Below are 19977 nucleotides of genomic sequence, written 5' to 3'. Positions count from 1 at the left end.
CCGTCGGGCAAATTGGGGATAGGATGGCGAACGAATGCTCAGCCGATTCGTGCTCCTGCTTTGCGCCGCCACCACGGTAGCCGCCTGCAACATCGACCAGTCGCCGACCGCGCCGACCACGACGGTCGTGCCGCCGTTGGCGCCGATTGTCGTGGCGCTGCCCACCACCGTGCCGGGCGTGCTGACCCTCGCGATGCCGGTGGATCTGGCGGACCTGGCGACGACCGCCTTCGGCCTGACGCCGTATGGCTACCACGGCGCCGATCACGCGGATGACGGGCATCCCGGTTGGGATGTTGAGTATCGCGTCGGCGGCGTCGTGCGCGCCGCCGCGGCCGGCACCGTGCAGAGCGTCTTTCCCGATCCATCGGTGGCGGGGCGGAGCACCGTTCAAATCGAGCACGTGGTTGGCACGCACTTCTATCGCACCGTCTATACGAACATCGCGACCGTGAACAGCGAGGTCATCCCGGGCGCGACGGTTCGCGCCGGCCAGTCGCTGGGCGTCGCCGGCACGGTGTCGCAGACCGTGGACACCACGCCCATCACGTATGCGATGACGCATTTCCAGTTGGACGACTTCGAGTACTACCGCGAGATCCCGAATCCCAACGCCGTCAGTCCGGAGCCGTTCCTGGGGGCCGACGCCAGGTTGTTCTTCGACCGCATCTGGACCAGCGCGGTGTTCAGCCACGAACTGGTGGAACCGTTCGCCAGCAATCCGCGCGACCTGCGCTTTCCGGCGTCGCGGACCTGGACGCGCGTGGCCGGAGACGGCCCGGCCGGCATCCGGTTCACTCGCCGGATCGCGCGTAATCCCGACTACGAGTACGCCATCCTGACCGAGTCCGGCACGGCGATCGAGACGGGCACCGTCACGCTGCGCCTGACGTCGAGGCCCTTTCCGGCGATCGACCTGGTCTCGCCGACCGGCCAGCGGCTCGGCGTCTACGACATCGTCTCGGGTCAGATGAGGCTTGCGCTGGCCAACGCCGGCGCCAGCCGGCCAACCGACCTCGGCGCCGCCAGCACGTATCGCACCTCACGTCAGTAGGACCAGAAAAGGTCAAACCTTTCTCCTGATTCTCCTGGACTTCTGTATTTGTATTGGGGTTACGGCAGCACAATCCGTGTTCGGCCCGCTCCGAGGGGCGACTGCCTCGTGTAGAAGTGGGCGTAGAGTGTCCCCGCCACGAGATCTTCCCGATCCCGTCCGCGCAAGGTGAGCGTGCCCGCGCCCGCGATCTGGTTCGGCCCCAGGAGGTGCGCGATGATCGGGCCCGGCTTGCCGCCGTCGCTGCGCTGCAGCGTCAAGGCCAGCACTCGGTCGGTTCCCAGCGGTGACGTCGTCGCGTCGTAGCGCAACGCGCCGGTGGTCCGGTCGTAGGTGAACTTCACGGCGCTGGCGCCGGCCAAAATGTCGACGCTCGTGGGCTGCGGCGCCAGGCCGTTGACGAGCGGAGGCGTGCTGAACGGCGCCCGGCGCGGCTTGGTGGACTGCTCCCATCCGTACGCGAACTTCAGCAGCGTCGCCTCGGTGAACGCGCCGCCCAGCAATTCCACGCCCACCGGCAGGCCGTCGGTGGTGAAGCCCGCCGGCATCGAGATGGCCGGCAGTCCGGTGGTGGCGCTCAACTGGCAGTTGGTGCCGCCCTGCGCCTCGCCGATCAGCGTCGGCTTGCGCCGCAGCGTCGGATAGGCGAGCGCGTCGATGCGCTGTTCCTCGAGCGAGGCCAGCACCGCGGCGCGCAGGGCGCGGCGCTTCACCAACGCCTGGCGGTAGTGCTCGCTCTCCTTCTTCTCCGGCGCGTTGCGGAGCCGGAACGTCGCGTCGAGCTGATCGTGGTGCAGGCCGCGTTCGATGATCTCGCCCAGCGACTTCACCGGGGCGTTGGGCTGTTTTGCCAGATAGGCCGCGAGATCGAACTTGAACTCATCCGCAATCACGCTGCTGTCGCGCAGCAAGTCGTCCAGGCCGGGCACCGTGACGTCCACGACCTCCGCCCCTTGCGCCTTCATCGCGTCCAGCGCCTTGCGCACCAGGTTGCCGACCTCGTCGTCTTCAGGCGCGTTGCCGAAGAGCCCTCGCAGCACGCCGATGCGCGCGCCCTTGAGGCCGTCCGCCGTCAGCGCGTCGCGATACGACTTGGGGATGCGCGACGCGCCCTCAGCGGTGATCGCATCGGTCTGGTCGGGGCCGACCGTCGCGTCGAGCATGATCGCCAGGTCGGTCACCGTGCGCGCGAGCGGTCCGGCAATGTCTTGCGTGGACGACAGCGGCATCACGCCGGTGCGGCTCGACAGGCCGTGCGTGCCGCGCAGGCCCACCAGGTTCTGGTTGGCGGCGGGAATGCGGATGGAGCCGCAGGTGTCGCTGCCCATGCCGGCGGCCGCGAAGCTGGCGCCGATGGCCGCGCCGGTGCCGCCACTCGAGCCGCCCGGCACGCGCAGCAGGTCGTACGGGTTGCGCGTCTGGTTGGTCAGCGACGAGATCGTCGTGATCCCCGCCGCCAGTTCGTGCATCGTCGTCTTGCCGAGGATCACCGCGCCGGCCTGGCGCAGCTTGCGGACCTGGAATGCGTCGGCCGCCGGTTGCATGGTCGCGAGGCCCAGGTTGCCGCCCGAGGTGGGCATGTCGGCGGTGTCGTAGTTGTCCTTGATCAGAACCGGGATGCCGTGGAGCGGACCGCGGACGCCCTTCTCGGCGCGTTCGCGATCGAGCGCGTCGGCCTCTTCGCGCGCGCGGGGGTTGATCGTCACGACGGTGTTCAGTCGCGGTCCCGCCTGGTCGTAGGCCTGGACGCGCGCCAGGTACGAGTCCACCAGCCCGCGGGAGGTGACCCGCCCCGCGGCCATCGCGGTCTGCAGATCGAGGATGGATTGTTCGTGGACCTCGAAGAACGTCAGCACCGGCGCTGGTTGCGGCCGCACGGCCGGCTTGCGCCCGCGCCCGCGCTGGTCACCGGCGAAGGGGCCGGCGCCGAGCGAACCCTGGCAGAGGAGCACGGTCAGCGTGATCGCGACCGCCACGGTGCGCGGCCGGGAAAAGGGATGAGGCGAATGCATGCGCCATATTCTAGGCGGAGCACGGCTTCACCTTGACACCCTTGTCTAACGAATGTCAGCATCACCGCCAAGTTGGAGGGTTCGTGATTGCTCCGAGGGTGGTGAGGGAACTGTCGATCGCGTTGGTGACGGCCGCCGTGGTCGCCGCCGGCTTCCTGACGACTGCGCCGGCCACCGGGCAGGCGGCCCGGCCCGCGCGCCTGGCCGACGGCAGGCCGAACCTGAACGGCGTCTGGCAGGCGCTCAACACCGCCAACTACGACGTGCTGTCGCACAACGCCAAGGCGGCGTTGGCGTTTCGCCCGGGTCCCGTCGTGCCGGTCCCCGCCGCGCCCGTGATCGCGTTCGGCGCCGTCGGCGCCGTGCCGGGTGGTGTCGGCATTGTCGAAGGCGACGCGATCCCCTACCTGCCCGAGGCCGCGAAGAAGCAGAAGGCCAACCAGGAAGACTGGTTGAACCGTGATCCCGAGATCAAGTGCTACCTGCCCGGCGTGCCGCGCGCCAACTACATGCCGCACCCGTTCCAGATCCTGCACAGCGACAAGGCGATCTTCTTCTCGTATGAGTACGCCGGCGCCGTGCGCAACATCTACCTGAAGGACCCCGGCGAAGCGCCGGTGGATTCGTGGATGGGCCAGTCGGTGGGCAAATGGGAAGGCGACACCCTCGTCGTCACCGTGACCGGCTTCAACGACCAGACCTGGTTCGACCGCGCCGGCAACCATCACTCCGAGCAGATGAAAGTGGTCGAGCGCTACACGCCGCAGGGGCCCGACCACCTGTGGTACGAGGCCACCATCGAAGACCCGCAGACCTTCAGCCGGCCGTGGAAGATTCGCATGCCGCTCTACCGGCACATCAACCCCAACGCGCGGCTCAACCAGTTCAAGTGCGTCGAGTTTGTCGAAGAGTTGATGTACGGCAAGTTCCGGAAAACCCCGGTTCAGTAAGAGGACGACATGAAGCTCGATGCGCGGCGTTCACAGTTCAGGATCGTGGCGGGCGTGCTCGCGGCCGCTGGCCTGGCGTCGGTGGCCGGCGTCCACCTGTCCGGCGAGGGGCAGCAGGCTCCGTCCGCCATCGCCAGGCCCGCGCGAACCGCCGACGGCAAGCCGGATCTCACGGGCACGTGGAGCAATGCCACCATCACGCCGCTCGAACGTCCGCAGGGCGTGTCGAACCTGGTGCTCAGCGCGGAGGAGGCCGCGCGCATGGAGAAGACGACCGCCGATCGCGTCGAGCGGCTGAACCAGGACAGCGATCCGAATCGCACCGCGCCGCCACAAGGCGGTGACGGCTCGACCGGCGCGGCCGGCAATGTCGGCGGCTACAACAACTTCTGGCTCGACCCGGGCGAGCGCGTCGCCGTGGTCGATGGCCAGTTCCGCAGCTCGCTGATCATCGACCCGCCGGACGGCCGGGCGCCCGCGCCCACGCCCGAAGCCCGGGCGCGGAACCAGGCGCGGATGAAGATGATGGAGGGGCGTGGCCAGTACGATCACCCCGAGTTCCGGCCGCTGGCCGAGCGCTGCCTGCTGTCGTTCGGCCCGACCACGCCGCTGATTCCCAACTACTTCTACAACAACAACATCCAGATCGTGCAGACGCCCGACCACGTCATGATCCTGATGGAAATGGTGCACGACGCGCGCATGGTCCGCATTGGCGGCACGCACGTGCCCACGCACATCCGCCCTTGGATGGGCGACTCGATCGGCCACTGGGAAGGGGACACCCTGGTGGTAGACACCACCAACTTCCCGCTGCAGCAGCCGTTCCGCGGATCGGCGGAAAACCTCCATGTCATCGAGCGTTTTCGCCGGGTGGACGCCACGACCATCAACTACCGGTTCACCGTCGACGACCCGACCACTTTCGCCAGGCCGTTTACCGGGGAGATTCCCTTCCGTGCCACCGACGAGTTAATCTATGAATACGCGTGCCACGAAGGCAACTACGCCCTGGCGAACGTGCTGAGCGGTGCGCGCAACGAAGAAAAACGCCAGGGGACCAAGAAATGAAGACGCGAACAACCGTTAGCGTGCTGTTACTCGGTGCAGGCCTCTTGCTGGCGGGCCGATCGGTCATCGCCCATCATGCGTTCGGCGCCGAGTTCGACCCGAACGCGCCGATCCGCCTGCAGGGCAAAGTCGTGCGGCTCGAGTGGGTGAACCCGCATACCTGGATCCACATCGAGGTCACCAACAAGGACGGCCAACCCGAGGTCTGGATGATCGAAGGCGGCACGCCGAACACCCTGCTGCGCCGCGGCGTGACCCGGGAGACCGTCAAGGTTGGCACCGAGGTCATCGTCGATGGCTACCAGACCAAAGACCACTCGCTGAAGCGCGCCAACGGCCGCGACGTGACCTTCGCCGACGGCCGCAAGCTGTTCATGGGATCGTCGGGCACCGGCGCGCCGAAGGACGGCAAAGACCCGACGGAGGCGCCGAAAAAGCCCGGCGGCAGATAGAAGAAAATAGGAGATAAGGAGTCAAGGAGAAACCAAGTGGTTTCTCTTGCTTCTCCTGATCTCTTGTTATTACGAGAACCCGATCCACCGTCCGGCCGCGGCCACGGTGAACCACAGCGCAATCGACAGCGCGCCGACCAGCTTCTGGCGGCGCGCTGTGTTACGTACGGACTCACTCTGCGTGACGCGGGACCGCACCGTGAACGCGAACGCCACCGCAACCGGGAGGGTCGTGATCTTCACCCAGAACGCGGTGCTGTAATAGCACTTGATGGGCTCCGACAGGAACAGCGGGATGCCGGTCGCGATCAGGACGACGATGGCGGCGATCATCCAGGGCCGCGCGTCGCGCGCCAGCTCCGACACCTCGCGGTCCTTCAGGCCCAGGCCGAGCAGCCGGAAGTCCACCAGCAGGATGGAGCCGCCCAGCAGCGCCAGCGCCAGCAGGTGCGCCGACTCGATCACCGGGAACAGCCAGAGCGAGCCGACCACGAACTGACCCAGCCACAGCGATTCACACCACTGGAAGAACGGCAGCAACATTGCGGATGTCCCTCAGGGCGTCGGCGGCAGCACCACGCAGCCCGCCGCCCAGTTGATAATCGCCGGCTGCGGCTGGATGTCGCAGTCGAACCAGTTGTAAGCAATCAAGCGGCCGGTCACGATGATGCCGGCCCACAGGATCAGCGACAGCAGGCCGGCGCGTCGTGCCGCCTTCGGCGTGATCACGTCATGGCCCCACTCCGCCACACGGGGATAGACGCGGGTGTGGAAGTACCAGACGTTGATCCCGGCCAGGATCAGCATGATCACCTTGGCGCGGAAGAAGACGCTCTGGTAGCTGCGCACCGGGATGGCGTAGAAGAGCAGCACGCCGGTGATCACCATCACGACGAAACCGCCAATGGTCCATGGCAGCAGCCGTTCGGCGACGTCCCGCACCGGCACACGCGTGAGCCCGAGACCGAGGAGCCGCAAGTCGAGGAAGACGGCAAACCCCACGAACAGGCACAGCGCGAGCACGTGGGTGGATTCCACGATCGGGTACATGTACATCGACTCGTGGAGCGCGATGCTGCCCTCGGTGGCCGCCAGCCACTCACTGAACGCCAGCAGTGACATGGCTAGGGCTTCACCAGCGCCGGCATGAACTTCTGGTGGCAGTTCGTGCAGACGTCGTAGATGTCGCCGCCCACGGTGAACAGCGTGTCCTTGTCCTTGGCATCAATCGCCTTCAGGGCGCGGCCGCTGGTTTCGATCAGCGCCTGGGCGTCCTTGATCCATTCCGCCGATCCGCTGGACCGCGCCGGCAGCATCAGCAGGTTGCCCGACTCGGCCAGTTGGATGGCAGACCCGCGCACGCCGGCCCATTCATCGTCGGTGGACGGGGCCTTCTCGAAGGTGCCCTCCATGGTCATGACCGTGCCGACGGATTCCCAGAGGCCGTCAGCGGCCGGATCGATGACGTTCAGCATCAGGTCCTTCATGGACGCCGTTGTTTGAAACGGCGGGGGAGGGGGAGGCGGCGCTGCAGTGCAGGCCGAGGCGCCGAGCACGGCAAGGGGGACAAGCCACGCGAGCGTTCGCATTGGCCGCCATCTTAGCCGAGCGGCCGGTTTTATGGGAGCGTGATTTCGGTGGCCGGCGGTCCCGGCCTGGCGATGAACCACGGCACGGTGCCGACGCCCGGCATGCGCCGCTCGTAGGCGCGGGTCCATTCCTCGGCAAACGCCTGGGCGTCGCGCGCCGTCGTCAGGGCCCACACGCTGCCGCCGAAGCCGGCGCCGAAGCTGCTCGACGCAAACGCGCCCACCTCGCGGGCGAGGTTCGCGAGCGCCACGGTCTCGGGAATCTGGTTGCCCAGCAGGGACTCGGCCTCGAGTTGCGAGGCGCGGGACAAGTCGCCGAGAGCGCCGCGGTCGGCCGCCGCGAACGCCTGGGCGGCGAGCGGCGCGCGCGCGTCTTCGTTGACGAAATGGCGCAGGCGCCGGCGCAGGTCCGCGGGCGAGAACGGCGCCGCGCCGTCGTCGAGCCAGCGGTCGAAGCGGGCGAGGGCATCCGGGGCGCTGGTCACCGCCGCCGACAGCGAAGGGGCCGGCGCCCCGGCGCGCTGGTTCCAGATCGCGTGCAGCGCGCGCGCCGCGTTCGAGGCGCGGTTGTAGCGCGCCATCACCGAGCCGGCCTTGTCGGCCTGCACGCCGCTCGACGCGATCACGAAGGTCCAGTCATCGGGCATCGGCACCTCGCCGAGCGCGGTGACCGGCACGAACCGGTAGAGGCTGGCGTGTCCCAGCCGGCAGGCGAGAATCGCGGTGTGGTCTTCGCTGCCGCCGTGGGTGCCGACACCCGCGGCGCCCGGCAGGCCCTCGTAGTCCAGGCCGTTCTCGACGCAGCCGAGGTACCACGCCAGGTGTTGCACGGTGGGCAGGTGGCGATGCCACTCGTCGCGGTGCTTGAGCCCGGCGCGCGTGATCAGCGCGGAGGCGACCCCGACCACCAGCGCGCTGGAGCTGCTCAGGCCCGAGGCGCGGGGGAGGTCGCTGGCAATGGCGATCTCGGCGCCCAACTCGCAGCCGGGAAAGTTCAGGAAGAATCGTCGCGCCACCACGTGGACGTAGCGGCGCAGGCCGCGATACTCGGGCGGCGCCTCGGCCGACGGATCCACTTCCACGACCTGGCCGTCGCGGATGTCGCCGACCCGGACGATGCCGTCGGAACGGGGCCGGGCCACCAGCGCAATGCCGCGCGGCACCGCCGCCAGCAGGGACTGCCCGCCGGCGTAGTCGGTGTGCTTGCCGAAAATCTCGACGCGGCCAGGGGAGAACCGGTACCACTCGGGTGGGCCGTTCAGGACGGCGGAGCCGCGCTCGTCGAGTTCGCGAAAGAGCGCCGCGCGGGATTGGGCCTCGGTAGTGGTCATGCCGATGCCTTCGAAGTGCGCGGCGAAGTCGGTCATGGCCGTGGTTCCAGTCCGGCCAGGCGGGCGGAGACGAGGGGCACGTCGGCCTGGCGCGACAGGTCGAGCACCGCGCCGTGTGCGCGCACGACGCGGAACGGCATGCCGGTGGTGATGGCCAGCCCCACGGCTTCCGGCAGCTCGAACTCGCCGCGCGCCGACATCGGCACGTCGCGGCAGGCGGGGAAGATGCGGTGGTCGAATCGCCAGACGTTCATGCTGACCAGTGCCTGTCCGCCGGCGGCCGCGAGCCGCGCCGCATCCGGCTTCTCAATGATGCCGCACAAATGGCCGGCCGCGTCCACGTCCAACAGCGCGAACCCGGCCACGCGATCCGCGCGAAACCCGCTCTCGCGCACCAACGCGTCCCGTTCGAAGGCCGGAAGTCCGGGGCCATCGAGCGCCACCAGCGCCTGCAACACCTCGACGGGATAGAGGTTGTCGGCGTTGAGGACCAGGAACGGGTCGTGGCCGGCGAACGACTGCCCGGCCAGCACCGCGCGCGCGGTACCGTCAGCCGACGGTTGCACCGCGAATGACAGTCGCACGCGTTCCGGCCGGCCCGCTCCGGCGAAGTGGTCGCGAATGCCGTCGTGACCGGGCGCCACGATCAGGCAGACGTCGTCGCATCCGGCATCGGCCAGCGCGCTCAGCACGTAGTCCACAAATGGCCGCTGCGCCTGGCCAACCGGCATCATCCCCTTGGCGCCGGCGGCGGCCGCGGCGTGCTGGCCGGCCGTCAGGGTGCCGGTGCCGCCGCTCGCCTGCATGCGGCGGCCAAGGCCGCGGGCGAGGAGGAGCGCTTTCATGTGGGGAGAAGGGTGCGGTCGAGGCTGGGCACGCGCATCAATGTTACAGTGCGCGGCAGGAGCCGGGCCATGAGTCTCAGACTGTGTTTCGCGATGGTTGGAGTTACGCTGGTTGCGGGCGCGCTGACGGTAAACGCGCAGAACCCGCCGCCACCTCGGCCCTCAGCGCCGGCGCCGCAAACGCCGGCTCCGAACGCCGACCCCTACGCCAACAACCCGAATGCGGGCGCGACGCAGTTTCCGCTCGCGGCAGCGGCCGGAAAAGATAGCGGCGCCAAAGCGACCGCGCCGCCCGGCGCCGTCAACCAGGGGGCCTTCGACCCGGCGACGTGGAAGTACGGGTCCGCATTCGCGCCGCCTGCCGCCGCGGCCGTGTGGAACCCGGCGAAGCTGAAGCTGATGCAGGGCGGCAAGGTGACCGGCGGAACGTTGTTCGCGGCCACCGACCCATCCACCTACTGCGCCATGGCCAACGCCGGCTACGACTTCATCTGGACCGAGATGCAGCACGGGCAGACCGACTGGCAGGCGGTGTCGCGGATGTGGCGCACGTGCCCGAATGCCAAGGCGGTGCCGGGCGCGCGCGTGGCGTACACCGACGAGCGCGAGATCCAGCATGCGCTGGATGCCGGCGCGCTCGTGGTGGTGGTGCCGACGGTGGATACGGTGGCCGAGGCGATCCAGGCGCGAGACTGGACCTACTTCCCGCCGCTCGGCCGTCGCAGCAACGGCGGCGGCCAGGCCTTTGACGCCGCCATGTGGGGCGGCGTCCCCGGCGGCTACCGCAATACCGCCAACGACAACGTTGTCTTGATCCTGATGATCGAGACGCTCGAAGGTTTGAAGAACGCGGATGAGATCGCCAAGGTCGCGGGCGTCAGCGCCATCTTCGCGGCCAGCGGCGATCTCGGCAACTTCTCCGGCTACCGGCAGGGCACGCCCGACTACGAACGCGCCATCAACATCGTCCACGACGCGGCGGTGAAGGCGGGCGTGAAGTTGTGCGGGCCGTTCGCGTGGCGCGATCGCCCCGACTTCAGTTGCTTCCAGGCGGGCAGTGAAACAGCGGCGATTGCCCGAGGGGCCGCGGCGGAACTCGGGGCGCTGGCGAACACGCAGGGGCAGCCGGCAGTCGGTCCGTTCGCGGTGAATCCGAAGGCCCAATAGCCACCCTGGCACGCTGGGGCCTGGCGCCGGCAAAAGGATTCGTCACAAGAGGTCGGCCGGGTGTAGTATTCCCCGCGTGAGGGCCTATACATGTCACAAATAGATGGACTGAATCGACGAGCATTCCTGAGGAACGCGGGTCTGACGGCCCTGGCTGGTGCCGCCGCCGGCAGCAGCAATCCCCTGATGGCGGCCGCAGCCGGCACCGCTTTCCAGGCTCCTGCCAACGGCAGGTACGACTTCGACACCATCTACAACCGGTTTGGCTCCCACTCGGTCAAGTTCGACCAGCAGATCCGCGCCTACGGCAAGGGCAGCGTGGACGTGGGCATGGGCATCGCCGACATCGACTTCAAGGCGGCGCCGTGCATCACCGACGCCCTCAACGCCCGCATGAAGCACGAGAACTGGGGTTACCTCGACATGGGCGAGGCGACCGCGATGATGACCGAAGCGGTCGCCGCCTGGAACAAGAAGCACTACGGCATCGACATCGATCCGAAGACGATTCTGCTCGCCACCGGCGTGCACCCCGGGCTGATTGCGGCGTTGCAGACGTTCTCGCCGCGCGGCAGCAAGGTGCTGTTGCAGACACCGACGTATAACGGCTTCTACTCGGACCTCACCTTCACGCAGACCAAGGCCGAGGATGTTCCGCTCAAGAACGTCAACGGCAAGTTCGCGATGGACTTCGAGGAGTTCGAGCGTCGCATCAGCATCGACACGCACACCTTCATCCTGTGCAACCCGCAGAACCCCACGGGCAACTGCTGGTCGGCGGAAGACCTCACCCGCATCGGTGAAATCTGCCTGAAGCACCGTGTCGTGGTGTTGGCCGACGAAATCCATTGCGACTGGGTCGGCAAGGGGCAGAAGTACACGCCGTTTGCCAGTCTTGCGAACCAGGCCGTCGTCAACAACAGCCTCACGTTCAAGGCCGCCAGCAAGTCGTTCGGCCTCGCCGCCCACAAGGTGGCGTGGCTCCATTCGACCAACCCGGACCTGCTGGCCCGCGTGAGGGTGAACCTCCGCGCCGACCTCAACACCATGGGCATGGTCGCCAACCAGGCGGCCATCACCCAAGGCGCCGACTGGCAGCAGCAGGCCAATGAGTACGTGGACGGCACGCACGACCTGGTCGTGAACTACGTCGCCGACAAGATCCCGATGATCAAGACCGGCCGTCCGCAGGGCACCTACCTGTCGTGGCTCGACGTCACCGCCGTGGCCGAGAAGATCAACTCGAAACAGCTGGCGGCCGACTACAACAAGAACAAGCCCGCCAACATGCCGACGCTCACGCCCGAACAGATGGTGGAGCGGTTCTTCGTCAAGTACGCCAAGGTGCACCTGAACCAGGGCGCGTCCTATGGCACCGGTGGCCAGAACCACATGCGCATGAACATCGGCACCTCGCGCAAGCTGGTGGAAACGGCGCTGAACAACATCGCCAATGCCTGCAAGAGCGCCGGCACCAACACGAACCTGGTCTAACACCAAATCACCAAGTCGCGAGATCGCCAAATCGCGAGATGATCCCGGGGAGACGGCCATGGCGGCCGCCTCCCCTGTTTCTTTTTGCCGAGTAGACTGTCCCGATGACCGGCAGTCCCGACCTCCTGAAGGGCCGCACCCGCCGCGTCAGGAAGAACCTGCAGAAGGGCCTGGCCCTGGCGTGGGCGGCGTCGCCGAGCGCGCTGGTTCGCTACACCGTGCTGGGGATGATCTCAGCCGCCATGCCCCCGGTGGCGGTCTACCTTGGCGCGGTGCTGGTCAACCGCATCGCCGAGGCGCGTCAGCTGAACCTGCAGTGGACCGACCTGCTGCCCATCGTGATCGGGTTGTGGGTGGCCACCGGCGTGCAGCGCGCGATTGGCGCCTACATGGGCTACGGCCGCAACCTCTTCGTGCGCCGCGTCCAGCTCGAAGCGGAACGCCGGTTGCTCGAGCAGGCCTCGAAGGTGGACCTCGGCCACTTCGACAACTCCGACTGGCACGACCGCCTGGCCCGCGCCAAGCGCGACGTCTCGTGGCGGCCCGGCGACCTCACCTGGTCCGTGCTCGGCCTGTCCGGAAACATCGTCACCATCGTGCTGATGGCCGGGTTGCTGGCGAGCCTGCACTACGTGCTCGTGGTGCTCGCGGCGGTGGCCGCCCTGCTGTCGCTGGCGCTCGAGCGCCGCGTCACGGCGCGGCTCTACGAATTCTTCTACAAGGAGACGCCCGAGGAGCGCGAGCGCGAATACCTGGGCGACCTGCTCGTGCAGCCCCGCACCACGAAAGAGATTCGCGCCTACGTGCTGGCCGACTACCTGTTGGGCCGGCACCGCGAGCGTTCCGAAGAGCTCTACCGCCTCCGCGAGCAGATGTACCGGTCCGGCACGCGGATCTCGATGCTCACCGGCCTGGTGACCGGAACCGCGCTGGCGCTGGCGTACATGTTCGTCGCCATCCAGGGCGTCGCCGGCGCCATCGATCCCGGTGGCGTGGTGCTGGTCATCGGTGCCTTCTCGTCGGTGTCCGGGACGCTGGCGCAGATCTCCAGCACGTTCGTGTCGGTCGATCAGCACACGACGTTTCTCGAAGACTATTTCTCGTTCCTGTCGATCGATCCGCTGGTGCCGGTCGCCTCGCCGGCGCGCCCGGTGCCGGCCTCGCTCGCGGCGGGCATCGAGTTCGACGACGTCGCGTTCACGTATCCGGGCGGCACCGAGCCGGCCGTGGCGGGATTGAACCTGCACATCCGCAGCGGCGAGCTGATGGCGTTGGTGGGGGAGAACGGCGCCGGCAAAAGCACGCTGGTCAAGTTGCTGTTGCGCTTCTACGACGTCGACCGGGGCGCGGTCCGCGTCGGTGGCGCCGATGTGCGGGAACTGAATCCCGGGGAGCTGCGGAATCACATCGGCGTGCTGATCCAGGACTTCGCCAGTTACGAGCTGACCGTCCGCGAGAACGTCGCCATGGGGCGGCCGGACGGCGCCGTGGACGACGAGCGCGTGCTGGCCGCGCTCCGGGACTCACGGAGCGAATGGCTGGTGAAGAAGATGCCGAACGGCCTCGACTCGAAGGTGGGCCGCCTCTTCGAGGGCGGCCACGACCTGTCGGGCGGCGAGTGGCAGCGCCTGGCGCTGGCCCGGATCATGTACCGCAACGCCGACATCTGGATCCTGGACGAACCGACCGCGTCGCTGGATCCGGAAGCGGAGGCTGCGATCTTCGCCGAACTCAAACAGATGCTGCATGGCCGCATCGGCATCGTCATCTCGCACCGCTTCTCGACGGTGCGCATTGCCGATCGCATTGCGGTGATCGCGGATGGGAAGGTGACCGAGCTGGGCTCGCACGAGGAGCTGCTGAAGGCGGGCGGCCGCTACGCGCAGCTGTTCGAGTTGCAGGCGGCGGGGTACCGGTAGCCTGCAGCTGCACTGCGACGTACACGGCGCGCAGGCGCCGATGACCGTTGGGTGGTGTGGGAAGTGGCTTGCCAACCGAAGCCCTATCGTTTCAAGGGCGAAGGTTGGAGCCGGCGATCCGGATTGAACGGACGACCTGCTGATTACGAATCAGCTGCTCTACCAACTGAGCTACGCCGGCTTCCGAGCGAGGGCCGCCTTCGCGCGTGGCGGTCAGCGGACAAGACAGACAGCTTATCAGAAGACTCCGGCAGGGCCAAACGCCAGACTGGGGCCATGCTAGCGGTTATCGGGAACAGGCCCGTCAGGAGGTCGGATCGCCGGCTCCAAAATAACTCCCCTGCAATCAAGCAGTTCCGGGCGCGGTGGTCGCGCGTGCGCGGGATTGCATTTGCGGCCCTGTGGGGATGTTGCCCATGGTGTTCGCAAATCACCGATCATCTTTGTCCACCGGGCCAAGGTCCTTGCGGATACAGTAGGAGGCGTCTCATTGCCGTCAGCCACTGACAAATTCCCCCTGACAAATTTCCGAGCTACGCATCGTCAATAGACCTGCGGTTGACGGCGCTCCCACGATGAACGCGAGCCCTGGCATGCCTGACCATCAGGCACGCATTCTGATCGTGGATGACAAGCTCCCCAACCGGCTGGTTCTGGAGGGCATGCTCCGGCCAGAAGGCTTTCTCCTCCAGAGCGCTGCCAGTGGCCAGGAAGCACTCGCCATGGTCGCCCAGCAAGCGCCCGACCTGGTCCTGCTCGACGTGCTGATGCCAGGGATGGACGGGTACCAGGTGGTGGGCGCGATCAAGGGCAACCCCGCCACGAAGAACATTCCCATCATCATCATCACCGCCTTGGACGATCGCAACGCCAGGATGCTCGGGCTGAGCGCCGGCGCCGAGGACTTTCTCGCCAAACCTGTTGATCGCGCAGAACTGTGCGTGCGGGTGAGGAACCTGTTGCGCCTCTCGCGCACGGCGGAGTTGGTCGAGAGCGAGCGGCTGCTGCGGGCATCGAGCGAGCAGTTGCGGCATCTTGCGGCGCACTTGCTGTCGGTGCGAGAAGAGGAGCGGACCAGGATCTCCCGAGAAGTCCACGACGAGCTGGGCCAGTCGTTGACCGCGGTGAAGATGGACCTCGCCTGGCTGGAGGCGCGGATGCCGAAGGACGGCGAGATGCTCGAGAGGATTCGCGCCACGCGGCAGTTGGCCGACAGCATCATCCAATCCATTCGCAGAATCTCAACAGAACTCCGGCCGGCGGTCCTGGATCTGGGCCTGGCGGCCGCCGTGGAATGGCAGGTCCAGGAATTCCAGGCTCGATCTGGTATTCAGTGCACGGTCCGGCTGCTCACCACAGACGTTGTTGCGGCGGACGCATCGACCGCCATGTTTCGCATTTTCCAGGAGACGCTGACCAATGTCGCTCGCCACGCCGAAGCCACGCGGGCCGAGGTGGTCCTGCAGAAGCAACGCGACCGGCTGGTTCTGCTGATCAGGGACAATGGCCGCGGTTTTGACCAGGCGGATCCCTCCCTGTCCAAGTCGCTCGGCTTGCTGGGGATGAGGGAACGCGCGGCGATTCTGGGCGGCCGCGTGAACATCTCCAGTGCTCCGGGCAAAGGGACCACCGTCACCGCCTGGATTCCGATCCCATGATTCGAATCCTGATCGTCGATGACCACGCGATTGTCCGGCGGGGTGTGAGGGCGCTGCTTTCCGATGAGTTCCACGGCGCCACATTTGGCGAAGCCGCCGATGTACGTCAGGCGCTCGAACACCTTCGCGACCACACGTGGGATGTCGCGCTGCTCGACATCACCATGCCGGGAAAAAATGGCTTGGAGTTCCTCAAGGAAGTGGAGGCCGAATGGCCCAAGCTCCCGGTGCTGGTACTCAGCGGCCACCCGGAAGATCAATTTGCCGTTCGTGTCCTGAAGGCGGGAGCGGGAGGCTACATGACCAAGGAGAGCGCTCCCGAGGAGTTGGCGAAGGCCATCCACAAGATCCTGGCCGGTGGCCGATACGTCAGTCCCGCGCTGGCCGAAAAGCTCGCCCTGGGCGTCAACAAGGATGTCACGCGCGCGCCGCACGAGACCCTCTCCGACCGTGAGTATGACGTCATGTCCCGGATCGCCGCGGGCAAGACCGTGACCGAAATCGCCGACGAGCTGGCACTCAGCGTCAAGACGATCAGCACCTATCGAGCGCGCGTGCTGGTGAAGCTCGGCGTCAAGAACAGCGCGGAAATCGTCCAGTACGCGATCCGGAACGACCTGGTGATGTGACCGGCCCTTCAGCCTCCCTGTAAGACAAACCCTGACAGACCTTTCAGCCTGCTTCCTACGACAGCTTCAGCCTCCGGCTGATTTACACGGCTGGCGTCGGGATTTACTCTCCAGTCCGACACTAAGAAGCGCCGAGCTTCTCACGACGAACTTAATACGGAACAGGGAGTGTTCGAACAATGACCAAACCTCTAATGTGGTCCACGGCTTTACTAATCATGGTCGTATCCAGCAACACCAGCGCGCGTGAGCGCGGCCTCGGTCCGGTGCCGGTGAACCTCGGCACGGCGGGCACCTTCGCCATCCTGAGCAAGAGCGGAATCACCGACGTCTATGCCTCCGCCGTTGTCGGGGATGTTGGCACGAGCCCGATCACCGGTGCAGCTCTGCTGCTGACGTGCGGGGAAGTGTCGGGGAAACTGTTCGTGGTCGACGCGGCTGGTCCGCTTCCCTGCGCGACAAATGATGCCAGCTTTCTCGACTCGGCGGTGCTTGACATGGGATTCGCTTACGACGACGCGGCTGGACGAGTCTTCCCCGACTTCACGGAACTGGGCGCCGGTGAAATTGGCGGACTGACGCTCGAGCCTGGCCTCTACAAATGGGGGACCGGCCTCTTGATTACGACCGATGTCACCCTCACGGGTGGCCCGGACGATGTCTGGATCTTCCAGGTGGCGGGCACCTTGAATCAGGCCAACGGCACGCGGGTGACCCTGGCCGGCGGTGCGCGGGCCAAGAACATCTTCTGGCAGGTCGCTGGCGCGACAACGCTGGGAACCACCGCACACTTCGAGGGTATCCTGCTGGGCAAGACGCTGATCGCGGTCAACACCGGCGCATCGGTGAACGGCAGGCTGTTGGCGCAGACGGCGGTCACGCTTCAGATGAATGCGGTAACTCAGCCCGCCAAGTAAGGCGCCTACGTCTCATGTGGGTCCACGCCTACCCACCACGGCCGTATCAGGGGCTACAGATTTCGGTCTGTAGCCCTTTCTTCGACGCTGCCTTCGGTTGCTATACTGGGGTCCTCCGTTCGACCCCATCTCTCGCTCTCACCGTAGCAAACCAGCCGAAGGCGTACGTCGTGTCAGGCGGCTCCACGCGGCGCGCACGTCCAAAGGACATCAATGACCAGCCGGCTCCTCCGCGAACCGACACGGCGCAAGGGCGACACGCGCGGTACGACGGCCAAGAGCGCGTCGCCGACCACTAAGCTCTCGCGCCGACCGGCCACGCCCAAGAAGCTTCCCACTGCAATTGGCAATTCCGCCGCTGGCACGGCGGCGGGCATCATCGAGGTGCGGCGCCAGGAAACCCTGCTCAAGACCGGCGCCTTGCAGAATGCGATTCTCAATAGCGCCAATTTCTCGAGTATCGCCACCGACGCGAAGGGCGTCATCCAGATCTTCAACGTCGGCGCCGAGCGGATGCTGGGCTACGCGGCCATCGAGGTGATGAACAAGATCACGCCGGCCGACATTTCCGATCCGGACGAAGTGATCATTCGCGCCAAGGCCCTCAGCGTCGAACTCGGCACCCCGATTGCGCCGGGGTTCGAAGCGCTGGTGTTCAAGGCCTCGCGCGGGATCGAGGACATCTACGAACTGACCTATTTCCGCAAGGACGGCAGCCGCTTCCCGGCGGTGGTGTCGGTCACGGCGCTGCGCGACGCGCAGGACGCCATCATCGGCTACCTGTTGATTGGCACCGACAACACCGCGCGCAAGCAGGCCGAAGAGGCGCTGCTCAAGGCGGGCGCCCTGCAGAGCGCGATTTTCAACAGCGCCAATTTCTCGAGTATCGCCACCGACGCCAAGGGCGTCATTCAGATCTTCAACGTCGGCGCGGAACGCATGCTCGGCTACGCCGCCGCCGACGTGATGAACAAGATCACGCCGGCCGATATTTCCGATCCGCAGGAGGTGATCGCGCGTGCCAAGGCGTTGAGCGTGGAGCTCGCCACACCGATCACCCCGGGCTTCGAGGCCTTGGTGTTCAAGGCGTCACGCGGCATCGAGGACATCTACGAGCTGACCTACATTCGCAAGGACGGCAGCCGCTTTCCGGCGATTGTGTCGGTCACGGCGCTGCGCGATGCGCAAGGCGAGATCATCGGCTATCTCCTGATCGGCACGGATAATACCGCGCGCAAGCAGGTTGAAGAGGAACAGAAGAGACTGGACCAGCGCCTGCGCGACCAGCAGTTCTATACGCGCTCGCTCATTGAATCCAACATCGACGCGATCATGACGACCGATCCGTCCGGCATCATTTCAGACGTCAATAAGCAGATGGAGGCGCTGACCGGCTGCACGCGTGACGAGTTGATCGGCGCGCCGTTCAAGAACTACTTCACCGACCCGGAGCGGGCCGATGCGGCCATCAAGCTCGTGTTGAGTGAAAAGAAGGTCACCGACTACGAGCTGACCGCGAGCGCCTGGGACGGCACCGAAACCGTCGTGTCCTACAACGCGACGACCTTCTACGACCGGGATCGGCGGCTGCAAGGCGTCTTCGCGGCCGCGCGCGATGTCACCGAGCGAAAACGCTTCGAGCTGGCACTCCAGGAAACCAACGTCGAACTGGAGAGCGCCAAGTCCGCGGCGGAGAAAGCCAACCTCGCGAAATCAGATTTCCTGTCCAACATGAGCCATGAGCTTCGCAGCCCGCTCAATGCCATCCTCGGCTTCGCCCAGCTCCTGGAGTCGACCTCGCCGTTGCCGACGCCCTCCCAGAAGGACAGCATTGGCCACATCCTGCAGGCGGGGTGGCACCTGCTGAAGTTGATCAACGAAGTCCTCGATCTCGCAGTGGTCGAATCGGGGATGCTGTCGATCTCGCCGGAACCGGCGTCGCTGGCCGAAGTCTTGGCCGACTGCGAGGCCATGATGGAGCCGCAAGCGCAACAGCGTCACATCAGCATGACCTTTCCCAAGTTGGACATGCCGCACTTTGTCCTCGCCGATCGAACCCGCGTGAAGCAGGTGCTGATCAACCTGCTGTCCAACGCGATCAAATACAACCGGGAGCAGGGCACGGTCGAGGTGAAGTGCGCCGTCAGCACGCCGGGACGCGTGCGCATCAGCGTCAAGGATACCGGCGCGGGATTGCCTCCAGAAAAGCTGTCGCAGCTGTTTCAGCCGTTCAACCGTCTCGGACAAGAGAGCAGCACCGAGGAAGGCACCGGCATCGGCCTCGTGATGAGCAAGCGGGTGGTCGAGCTGATGAAAGGCGTGATCGGCGTGGAAAGCGCGGTCGGGGTAGGCAGCGTATTCTGGTTCGAACTGCTGCTGACTCCCGCACCACAACCGACCGCGGCCAGCGCCGAATCCACCGTCGTCGTGCCGGCGCGAGAGGTGTCCAGCGCACCGCTGCGCACATTGCTCTATGTCGAGGACAACCCGGCGAACCTGGCGTTGGTCGAGCAGTTGATTTCGCGCCGATCCGACATTCGCTTGATGACCGCGGTGAATGGTGCCGTCGGCATCGAGTTGGCGCGAGCCGCTCGTCCGGAGGTGATCCTGATGGACATCAACCTGCCTGGAATCAGCGGTATCGAAGCGCTGAAAATCCTGCGCGATGACCCGGCCACCGCGCACATCCTCATTGTGGCCCTCAGTGCCAATGCCATGCCGCGCGATATCCAGAAGGGCCTGGAGGCGGGCTTCTTCCGATATCTCACCAAGCCGATCAAGGTCAACGAGTTCATGGGGACGCTCGATTTGGCCCTGGAATCTGCCACCATGGGAGCCAGGGCCAATAGGGCGGCGGAATCAGCATGATAAGCGCATCTGACATTCTTC

The 19977-nt window shown here is 66.2% G+C and carries 17 protein-coding genes and 1 tRNA gene; 11 read left to right on the top strand and 7 right to left on the bottom strand.

The window, feature by feature from the left end; translation table 11 throughout:
* Window positions 1-34: 34 nt before the first annotated feature.
* The gene (locus WC815_12250; protein MFA5909542.1) at window positions 35-1054 is read left to right on the top strand and encodes a M23 family metallopeptidase; all 1020 of its coding nucleotides are present in this window, start codon (window positions 35-37) and stop codon (window positions 1052-1054) included.
* A gap of 59 nt (window positions 1055-1113) precedes the next feature.
* Here WC815_12250 and WC815_12245 read toward each other — a convergent pair whose 3' ends face one another.
* Window positions 1114-3066, bottom strand: a complete 1953-nt coding sequence (locus WC815_12245) for an amidase family protein (protein ID MFA5909541.1) — start codon at window positions 3064-3066, stop codon at window positions 1114-1116.
* 83 nt (window positions 3067-3149) lie between these two features.
* On the opposite strand from WC815_12245, the gene WC815_12240 reads away from it, so the two are divergent.
* Genes WC815_12240 through WC815_12230 form a run of 3 tightly spaced genes read left to right on the top strand, consistent with a single transcriptional unit; the run spans window position 3150 to window position 5539 of the window.
* Window positions 3150-4016 carry a hypothetical protein gene (locus WC815_12240; protein MFA5909540.1) on the top strand — a complete coding sequence of 289 codons (867 nt, stop codon included), beginning with the start codon at window positions 3150-3152 and terminating at the stop codon, window positions 4014-4016.
* Window positions 4017-4025: 9 nt separating this feature from the next.
* The gene (locus tag WC815_12235; protein MFA5909539.1) at window positions 4026-5087 is read left to right on the top strand and encodes a hypothetical protein; all 1062 of its coding nucleotides are present in this window, start codon (window positions 4026-4028) and stop codon (window positions 5085-5087) included.
* The gene (locus WC815_12230) at window positions 5084-5539 is read left to right on the top strand and encodes a DUF6152 family protein (GenBank protein ID MFA5909538.1); all 456 of its coding nucleotides are present in this window, start codon (window positions 5084-5086) and stop codon (window positions 5537-5539) included. Before WC815_12235 ends, WC815_12230 begins: the two co-directional genes overlap by 4 nt.
* A gap of 69 nt (window positions 5540-5608) precedes the next feature.
* Here the strand turns inward: WC815_12230 and WC815_12225 are convergent, their stop codons facing one another.
* The 5 genes from WC815_12225 to WC815_12205 all read right to left on the bottom strand — a co-directional run bounded on the left by WC815_12225 (window position 5609) and on the right by WC815_12205 (window position 9304).
* On the bottom strand, window positions 5609-6082 hold the full coding sequence (locus WC815_12225; GenBank protein ID MFA5909537.1) for a DUF6644 family protein: 474 nt from the start codon (window positions 6080-6082) through the stop codon (window positions 5609-5611).
* A 12-nt stretch (window positions 6083-6094) separates the two neighbouring features.
* Window positions 6095-6661 (bottom strand): DUF6644 family protein, encoded by a 567-nt coding sequence (locus WC815_12220; protein MFA5909536.1) that lies wholly within the window; start codon window positions 6659-6661, stop codon window positions 6095-6097.
* Between the two features lie 2 nt (window positions 6662-6663).
* Window positions 6664-7026, bottom strand: coding sequence for a hypothetical protein (locus tag WC815_12215; protein MFA5909535.1), 363 nt, complete (start codon window positions 7024-7026; stop codon window positions 6664-6666).
* 131 nt (window positions 7027-7157) lie between these two features.
* The gene (locus tag WC815_12210; protein ID MFA5909534.1) at window positions 7158-8495 is read right to left on the bottom strand and encodes a galactokinase family protein; all 1338 of its coding nucleotides are present in this window, start codon (window positions 8493-8495) and stop codon (window positions 7158-7160) included.
* Window positions 8492-9304 carry a sugar phosphate nucleotidyltransferase gene (locus WC815_12205; protein MFA5909533.1) on the bottom strand — a complete coding sequence of 271 codons (813 nt, stop codon included), beginning with the start codon at window positions 9302-9304 and terminating at the stop codon, window positions 8492-8494. The genes WC815_12210 and WC815_12205 overlap by 4 nt, the downstream gene beginning before the upstream one ends.
* 69 nt (window positions 9305-9373) lie before the next feature.
* Here WC815_12205 and WC815_12200 point away from each other — a divergent pair, with 69 nt between their 5' ends.
* From WC815_12200 to WC815_12190, 3 genes are all read left to right on the top strand, one after another.
* On the top strand, window positions 9374-10471 hold the full coding sequence (locus tag WC815_12200) for an aldolase/citrate lyase family protein (GenBank protein ID MFA5909532.1): 1098 nt from the start codon (window positions 9374-9376) through the stop codon (window positions 10469-10471).
* Window positions 10472-10657: 186 nt separating this feature from the next.
* Entirely contained in the window at window positions 10658-11965 is a 1308-nt protein-coding gene (locus WC815_12195; protein MFA5909531.1) for an aminotransferase class I/II-fold pyridoxal phosphate-dependent enzyme, read from the top strand.
* A 104-nt stretch (window positions 11966-12069) separates the two neighbouring features.
* Entirely contained in the window at window positions 12070-13884 is a 1815-nt protein-coding gene (locus WC815_12190) for an ABC transporter ATP-binding protein (GenBank protein ID MFA5909530.1), read from the top strand.
* A gap of 105 nt (window positions 13885-13989) precedes the next feature.
* Here WC815_12190 and WC815_12185 read toward each other — a convergent pair.
* Window positions 13990-14065: transfer RNA gene (locus tag WC815_12185), tRNA-Thr, on the bottom strand.
* 412 nt (window positions 14066-14477) lie between these two features.
* Between WC815_12185 and WC815_12180 the strand changes: the two genes are divergently transcribed.
* The 4 genes from WC815_12180 to WC815_12165 all read left to right on the top strand — a co-directional run bounded on the left by WC815_12180 (window position 14478) and on the right by WC815_12165 (window position 19956).
* On the top strand, window positions 14478-15542 hold the full coding sequence (locus tag WC815_12180) for a response regulator (GenBank protein ID MFA5909529.1): 1065 nt from the start codon (window positions 14478-14480) through the stop codon (window positions 15540-15542).
* Window positions 15539-16171: a response regulator transcription factor gene (locus WC815_12175; GenBank protein ID MFA5909528.1), complete on the top strand. Its 633-nt coding sequence runs from the start codon at window positions 15539-15541 to the stop codon at window positions 16169-16171. Before WC815_12180 ends, WC815_12175 begins: the two co-directional genes overlap by 4 nt.
* Window positions 16172-16389: 218 nt before the next feature.
* Window positions 16390-17088: an ice-binding family protein gene (locus tag WC815_12170; protein MFA5909527.1), complete on the top strand. Its 699-nt coding sequence runs from the start codon at window positions 16390-16392 to the stop codon at window positions 17086-17088.
* Window positions 17089-17301: 213 nt separating this feature from the next.
* Complete coding sequence (locus WC815_12165) at window positions 17302-19956, top strand: PAS domain S-box protein (GenBank protein MFA5909526.1); 2655 nt, start codon at window positions 17302-17304, stop codon at window positions 19954-19956.
* The last annotated feature ends 21 nt before the right edge of the window (window positions 19957-19977 follow it).

The organism is Vicinamibacterales bacterium (genome assembly GCA_041659285.1).
Taxonomy (GTDB): domain Bacteria; phylum Acidobacteriota; class Vicinamibacteria; order Vicinamibacterales; family UBA2999; genus 12-FULL-67-14b.
This window is presented reverse-complemented; position numbering and strand designations above follow the sequence as displayed.

What these genes read in the sequence shown, in the direction of transcription:
- WC815_12250 (MFA5909542.1), top strand. Translation starts at nt 35, where the DNA reads ATGCTCAGCCGATTCGTGCTCCTGCTTTGCGCCGCCACCACGGTAGCC.
- WC815_12245 (MFA5909541.1), bottom strand. Translation starts at nt 3,066, where the DNA reads ATGCATTCGCCTCATCCCTTTTCCCGGCCGCGCACCGTGGCGGTCGCG.
- WC815_12235 (MFA5909539.1), top strand. Translation starts at nt 4,026, where the DNA reads ATGAAGCTCGATGCGCGGCGTTCACAGTTCAGGATCGTGGCGGGCGTG.
- WC815_12230 (MFA5909538.1), top strand. Translation starts at nt 5,084, where the DNA reads ATGAAGACGCGAACAACCGTTAGCGTGCTGTTACTCGGTGCAGGCCTC.
- WC815_12225 (MFA5909537.1), bottom strand. Translation starts at nt 6,082, where the DNA reads ATGTTGCTGCCGTTCTTCCAGTGGTGTGAATCGCTGTGGCTGGGTCAG.
- WC815_12220 (MFA5909536.1), bottom strand. Translation starts at nt 6,661, where the DNA reads ATGTCACTGCTGGCGTTCAGTGAGTGGCTGGCGGCCACCGAGGGCAGC.
- WC815_12215 (MFA5909535.1), bottom strand. Translation starts at nt 7,026, where the DNA reads ATGAAGGACCTGATGCTGAACGTCATCGATCCGGCCGCTGACGGCCTC.
- WC815_12210 (MFA5909534.1), bottom strand. Translation starts at nt 8,495, where the DNA reads ATGACCGACTTCGCCGCGCACTTCGAAGGCATCGGCATGACCACTACC.
- WC815_12205 (MFA5909533.1), bottom strand. Translation starts at nt 9,304, where the DNA reads ATGAAAGCGCTCCTCCTCGCCCGCGGCCTTGGCCGCCGCATGCAGGCG.
- WC815_12200 (MFA5909532.1), top strand. Translation starts at nt 9,374, where the DNA reads ATGAGTCTCAGACTGTGTTTCGCGATGGTTGGAGTTACGCTGGTTGCG.
- WC815_12195 (MFA5909531.1), top strand. Translation starts at nt 10,658, where the DNA reads ATGGCGGCCGCAGCCGGCACCGCTTTCCAGGCTCCTGCCAACGGCAGG.
- WC815_12190 (MFA5909530.1), top strand. Translation starts at nt 12,070, where the DNA reads ATGACCGGCAGTCCCGACCTCCTGAAGGGCCGCACCCGCCGCGTCAGG.
- WC815_12180 (MFA5909529.1), top strand. Translation starts at nt 14,478, where the DNA reads ATGCCTGACCATCAGGCACGCATTCTGATCGTGGATGACAAGCTCCCC.
- WC815_12175 (MFA5909528.1), top strand. Translation starts at nt 15,539, where the DNA reads ATGATTCGAATCCTGATCGTCGATGACCACGCGATTGTCCGGCGGGGT.
- WC815_12170 (MFA5909527.1), top strand. Translation starts at nt 16,390, where the DNA reads ATGGTCGTATCCAGCAACACCAGCGCGCGTGAGCGCGGCCTCGGTCCG.
- WC815_12165 (MFA5909526.1), top strand. Translation starts at nt 17,302, where the DNA reads ATGACCAGCCGGCTCCTCCGCGAACCGACACGGCGCAAGGGCGACACG.